This is a genomic window from Streptomyces sp. SM1 (genome assembly GCF_002910825.1).
Classification (GTDB): Bacteria; Actinomycetota; Actinomycetes; order Streptomycetales; family Streptomycetaceae; genus Streptomyces; species Streptomyces okerensis.
Map to the genome: position 1 here is coordinate 1 of NZ_NEUB01000619.1, position 5,703 is coordinate 5,703.

At 71.5% G+C, this 5,703-nt stretch carries 4 protein-coding genes and 1 pseudogene; 3 read left to right on the forward strand and 2 right to left on the reverse strand.

What is annotated here, in order from left to right; translation table 11 throughout:
* On the forward strand, positions 1-402 hold a 402-nt coding region (locus B9S61_RS15685), incomplete at its 5' end, for a class F sortase (RefSeq protein WP_146064852.1).
* Positions 403-547: 145 nt separating this feature from the next.
* Here B9S61_RS15685 and B9S61_RS15690 read toward each other — a convergent pair.
* Together B9S61_RS15690 and B9S61_RS15695 are read right to left on the reverse strand one after the other, a co-directional pair.
* Positions 548-2,194, reverse strand: coding sequence for a cellulase family glycosylhydrolase (locus B9S61_RS15690; RefSeq protein WP_103542823.1), 1,647 nt, complete (start codon positions 2,192-2,194; stop codon positions 548-550).
* A gap of 56 nt (positions 2,195-2,250) precedes the next feature.
* A complete protein-coding gene (locus B9S61_RS15695; RefSeq protein ID WP_103542824.1) occupies positions 2,251-3,327 on the reverse strand; it encodes a GDSL-type esterase/lipase family protein in 1,077 nt (358 codons plus the stop codon).
* 316 nt (positions 3,328-3,643) lie between these two features.
* Between B9S61_RS15695 and B9S61_RS15700 the strand changes: the two are divergent.
* Positions 3,644-4,783 (forward strand): annotated as a pseudogene (locus B9S61_RS15700) (Gfo/Idh/MocA family protein); the annotation flags it as partial.
* Positions 4,784-4,785: 2 nt separating this feature from the next.
* Positions 4,786-5,703, forward strand: a 918-nt coding sequence (locus B9S61_RS15705) for a PmoA family protein (protein WP_103542825.1), incomplete at its 3' end; no start/stop codon positions are given.

Here is a 5,703-nt window from a genome sequence, read left to right on the forward strand (position 1 = left end):
GCCCCCTTCACCGATCTCGCCATCGACAGCAAGGGCCAGCTCCAGCCGCCGCCGGCCCACAACACCAACCTCGTCGGCTGGTACGCCAAGGGCGTCTCCCCGGGAGAACGCGGTACGGCGATCATCGCCGGCCACGTGGACACCGCCACGTCCCCGGCCGTGTTCGCGCGGCTCGGCGAACTGGAGAAGGGCGACCGCTTCCGGGTGCTGCGTGACGACGGCAGCAAGGCCACGTTCGTGGTCGACGAAACGGAGTCCTTCGACAAGGACGACTTCCCCGACGAGCGCGTCTACGCCGACACGCCCGACGCCCAGGTCAGGCTCATCACCTGTGCCGGCGACTACGACCACTCCGCCAAGGACTACACCGAGAACCTGGTGGTCTTCGCTCGTCTCGTCTGAGCCCGCTGAGCCCGCTGAGCCGGCCTGATCACCTCCCGTCCGGCCCGGCCCGGCCCGGTCCGGTCCGGAGTCCGGCTGTCCCCGCCTGTGCCGGCCCGGTCGCCCGTCTGCCCGGGAGGAGGGTCCCTCCCGGGCAGTCCGTCCATCAGGTCACGGAGCAGTCCGCGCCGTTCAGGACGAACGCCGTGGGGCTGGGGTTCGAACCGGACCGGGCGCCCGTGAAGCCGACCGTGACCGAGCCGGACGCGGGGATCGACGCGGTGTACGGGGCGGAGGCGACGGTGACCTCGGAACCACTCTGTGCGGGCGTACCGCCCCACATGTTGGTGATCCGCTGGTCGGCGGGGAAGGCCCAGCTCAGGGTCCACCCGTCGACCGCGGAGCCTGAGGTGTTGCGGATGGTGACCTCGCCCTGGAATCCGCCGGGCCACTTGCCGGTCACCCGGTAGCCCACCGCGCAGGCTCCCGCCGCACTCCCCGGGGACGTGGTGACGGACACCGTCGCGGAGCGCTGCGAGCGGTTGCCGGCGGCGTCCCGGGCGTAGACGGCGAAGGTGTACGACGTGTCCGGGGTGAGGCCGGTGACGGTGGCGGACGTGCCGGACGTGCTGGTGACGGCGGACTCCGCGCCACCGGTGACCCGTACGACGTCATAGCCCGTGACACCGACCTCGTCGGTGGCCGCACTCCAGCGCAGGGTCACGGACGACGCGGTCACCGCCGAGGCGGCCGGGGTGCCGGGCGCGGTCGGGGCCGTGGTGTCCTCGCCCGTGCCGGATCCGTAGACCGCCGCTTCCTCGGAGGTGGCGGCGATGCCGTCGGCTCCGTCGAACAGCCGCTCGCTCCAACTGGTCAGCTGATCCGGGTCGAAGCCCGTGACCATGTCCAGGTACTCGACGCCCCCGCCGTTGCCGCTCCAGGACCAGCCGAGGTAGCCGAGGCGGAGCTGCCCGGTCACGGCCAGGACGGCGTCCTCGTCGGGGTTGCCGTCGGAGTGGTCGTGACCGAACTCGCCCACCACGACGGGAAGTCGTGCGGCGACGAAGTGGCCCAGATAGTCGCTGATCTCGGCGGCTGTGTCGAACACGCCGTACATGTGGATGGAGAAGACCGTGTTGGCGTCCGGGTCGGCGGCGAAGACCGAGGCGGCGTTGTCACGCATGGTGAACGCCCAGTCCTGACCCCAGTTCGGGGCGTCGACCATCAGGGTGTGGTCGAACCCGGTGTCGCGCAGCTTCTGGATCGCCGCCTTGGTGTCAGCCGTCCAGTTCTCGTAACCGGTGTTGCCGTGCGGCTCGTTGCCGATGTTGACGATGACGTGATCCTCCTCCCCGGCCAGGGCGCTCTGCACGCCGATCCAGTAGTCGGCGGCGCGGGAGAGGGTGACCGCTCCGCTCTGCTCGCCGTACCCGGTGGTGTCGTGCACCTCCAGTACGCAGATCAGCCGGTTCTGCTTGCACTGGGCGACGACGTCCGCCACGTCCGAGGCGTCGTTGCGGGTCCAGCGGTCGCCGCTGGAGAGGACGACGCGCACGGTGTTGGCGCCCTTGGCCTTGATGTGTGCCAGTGAGCTGATCCGGTCGGCGTACCAGGTGTGCGCGTGGTTGACGCCGCGCATCACGAAGTCGTTCCCGGAGGCTTCCAGCAGCCGGCCGTTCTCGACGCGGAACCCGGTGGGTGCCGCGTGGGCGGCCGGGGTGGTGACGGCGAGAAGAGGGAGGAGGAGTCCCAGGAGAGTGACGAGGAGACCGGCGGTGCGTGGGGTGGTGCGGCGGCGTTCGGGGGATCTCATGGCGGCTCCAGTGGGGGTAAGTGGGTGGGAGGAGGGGCGTGTGTGCTCGCCGTGTGTCAGGAGGCGGCCGTGCAGTCGAGGGTCGCCGCCGGGGAGGGAGAGGTTGCCGGGGTGGTGGCGATGAGGCCGAAGGCCGTGCTCGTGCCGGGAGCGAGGGCGGCGTTCCAGCCCGCGTCGGTGACGGTGGCCGTGCCGTCGACGGACGTGTCGAGCGTCCCGTTCCAGACCTGGGTGACGCGGGCACCGTCGGCCGGTACGACCGTCACCGTCCAGCCCGTGACGGGGGCGGCGGAGGTGTTGGTCACCGTCACCTCGGCCTGGTAGCCGCCCTGCCAGGCGGCGACGGTGTGGAAGGAGGCGGTGCAGGTGCGGGCACCGGGGTCGCCGGGGTCACCGGGGTCGCCCGGGCCACCGTCGTCCAGGAGTGCGGCGAGGGCCGGGTACCAGCGGGCGGCGATCTTCTCGTCCCCGGCGGCGTTCGGGTGCACCCCGTCGTAGGTGTCGGTGGCCGTGTCGAATCCCGTCCACTGGTCGACCACGGTGACCTGGGAGCGGCTGGTGCCGGTCGCCGCGGCCCACTCGGGAATCCGGGCGTTGAGGTCGGCGACGCGCTGGGCGCAGGCGGCGCAGGGACCCGGATCCATGGGGATGAGCTGGGCCACGAGCACGCGCATGTCCGGATTGGACGCCCACATCTGCGCGACCAGCCTGGTGTAGGCGGCGAGGATCCGGTCGGGAGAGATGCCGCTCCACACGTCGTTCGTGCCGAAGTGCATGACAACGATGTCCGGGAGCGTGGCGGCAAGGCGTGCGGGGAGGAGGGTCTGGTCCGCCGCGACGGTGGCCAGTTCACCGCCGTGCCCCTCGTTGTCACCGTCGTGTGCCACGCCGCAGCCCTGCGCGGGCAGGGTGCCGACGAAGTCGATGTCCGTGTGGCCGGTGTCCGTCAGCCGCTTCCACAGCACCGCCCGCCAGCAGCCGGGTGAACCGGTGATGGAATCGCCGAGCGGCATGATGCGCACCGGGGCGGCTGCCGCACTCGGCGTGACGGCCGGTACGACGGGGAGGAGCAGTGCGGCCAGCAGGCCGAGGAGCGGAAGCGTGGTGAAGCGCAGTAAGCGGTTGTCGCGCATGGACATGGTTTCCCTTCCCTGAGTCAGGTGGGAGCGCTCCCATGCGGGACATGAAGCCATCGTTGACGGTGACGCGTCAAGGGGTGGGCGGATAGCGGTACGAGCGCGGCGGTGGCCGCGTGCGGCCGCCGGGCGGCCCGGCGGCCGCACGCTTCCGCCCGGTGGGACTTCCGTCCGGTGGACTCCGGGTCGACGGCGAGCTGTGGACCTGGTCGCCCCGGTGGGGTCCCGGTGCGGGTGAGGGGTTGTCCTGGCGCGAGGGCGGGCCTGGGGTCCCAGGGGAAAGCGCTTTCTGATGGTTCTCGAGGAGCGACGCATGTCCCTGTCTCCCGTCCGTCGTCGTGTCGCCGTCGTCGGTACCGGCGCCATCGTCGGCGGCGGCCATCTGCCGGCCCTGCGCGCCCACGCCGACCGGGTCGAACTCGTCGCCGCGGTCGACGTGGACCGGGGCCGGCTCGATGCCTTCTGCTCGGCGGCCGGGGAACAGGTGCCCGGGGAACAGGTGCCCGGGGAACGGGTGGCCGGGTTCACCTCCATGGGAGCGATGCTGGACGCCGTACGCCCCGACCTGGTGCTGATCGGGACCCCGCCGTCGCTCCACCGCGAGCAGACGGTGGCCGCGCTCAAGGCCGGTGCCTGGATGCTGTGCGAGAAGCCGCTGTGCCTGTCGCTCGCCGAGTACGACGAGATCACCGCCGCCGAGGAGGCGTCGGGCGCGTACGCCTCCGTGATCTTCCAGCACCGCTACGGCTCCGGTGCCGTCCACGCCCGCGAGCTGATCCGGAGCGGTGAACTGGGCGCACCCCTCGTCGCGCACTGCCAGACCGCCTGGCACCGGGACGCGGCGTACTACTCCGTGCCGTGGCGTGGACGGTGGGCCACCGAGGGCGGCGGGCCGACGATGGGGCACGGCATCCACCAGTACGACCTGCTGCTGCACCTGCTCGGGGAGTGGGAGGAGATCCGGGCCATGGCGGCACGCCTCGTCCACGACACCGAGAGCGAGGACGTCTCCACCGCCCTGGTCCGCTTCCGCGGCGGCGCGTTCGCCACCGTCGTCAACAGCGTGCTCTCGCCGGACGAGGTGAGCCGGGTCCGCGTCGACTGCGCGGACGCGACGGTCGAGCTCACCCATCTCTACGGGCACGGCAACGACGACTGGAGGTACACCCAGGCCCCGCACGTCCCCGCTGAGCGTGTCCGCGTCTGGCGCACCCCTGCGCGGGACGTGCCCAGCTCGCACACCGCCCAGCTGGACGCCCTCCTCGACGCCTACGACGCCGGAGCGCGGCCGCCGGGCAGCGGGCAGGAGGCCAGGGGCACGCTCGAGTTCGCCGCGGCGCTGTACAAGGCGGCGTTCACCGGGCGGCCGGTGCGCTCCGGTGAGATCGTTCCCGGAGACCCCTTTCACACGGCCATGCACGGGGGCCGTTCCGTGTGGGCTTCCGGGGAGCGGGTGTGCGCGTCCGCGTCCTTCACCGTGTCGGTGACGCCGTCGAGGTCGTCGCGGGTGCGCGTGGTACGGAGATCCTCCGTTATGTCTACCGTCCCGATCCCGAACGATTCGAGTCCCGCAAGCCGTACGCCCATCCACTGCGCACGCTGGGCGGGCGGACGGTCACCGGGTACCGGCCGAACGACCACCGGTGGCACAAGGGGCTGCAGATGACCGCCAGTCATCTGTCCGGGCAGAACTTCTGGGGCGGCAACTCCTACGTGCACGGGCGCGGTTACCTGCCTCTGCCCGGGCGCGTCGGCTCGATGCGGCATGACGGGTTCTCCGCGTTCGCCGTCGGGGAGGACCGGTTCGACTGCGTCGAGGATCTCACCTGGGTGGAGAACGGCGGGGGTGAGTGGGCGCGGGAGGAGCGGGGGCTGAGTGTCCACTCGGTCGACGAGGAGGCCGGTGCCTGGGTGCTGGACTGGTCGATCCTGCTGACCAACGCACGGGACACGCCACTGGAGTTCGGCTCTCCGACCACCGCGGGCCGGGAGATGGCCGGTTACACCGGGTTGCAGTGGAGGGGGCCGCGCGACTTCACCGGCGGAACGGTCATCGCCCCGGGGGGTGAAGCCGGGGCGGGTGCGGATGCCGGGAGATTCATGGGTACGCGCAGTGCGTGGCTCGCCTTCACGGCGGAGCACGACGAGGACGACGCCCGTTCCACGCTTGTCTTCGCGCACGCGCCGGAGAACCTGGAGCAGGGCAGCGCCGTTCATGCGTCGCACTGGTTCGTCCGCTCGGAGCCGGTACCGTCGGTCGCGTTCTCCTGGGAGTTCTTCGAGGAATTCACGCTCGCGCCGGGGGAGTCCTTCGCATACCGGTACCGGGTGGTGGTCGCGGACGGGGCGTGGGACGGGGAACGGGTGGATGCC

Coding starts and splice junctions, on each gene's coding strand:
- B9S61_RS15690 (WP_103542823.1), bottom strand. CDS start 2,194: ATGAGATCCCCCGAACGCCGCCGCACCACCCCACGCACCGCCGGTCTC.
- B9S61_RS15695 (WP_103542824.1), bottom strand. CDS start 3,327: ATGCGCGACAACCGCTTACTGCGCTTCACCACGCTTCCGCTCCTCGGC.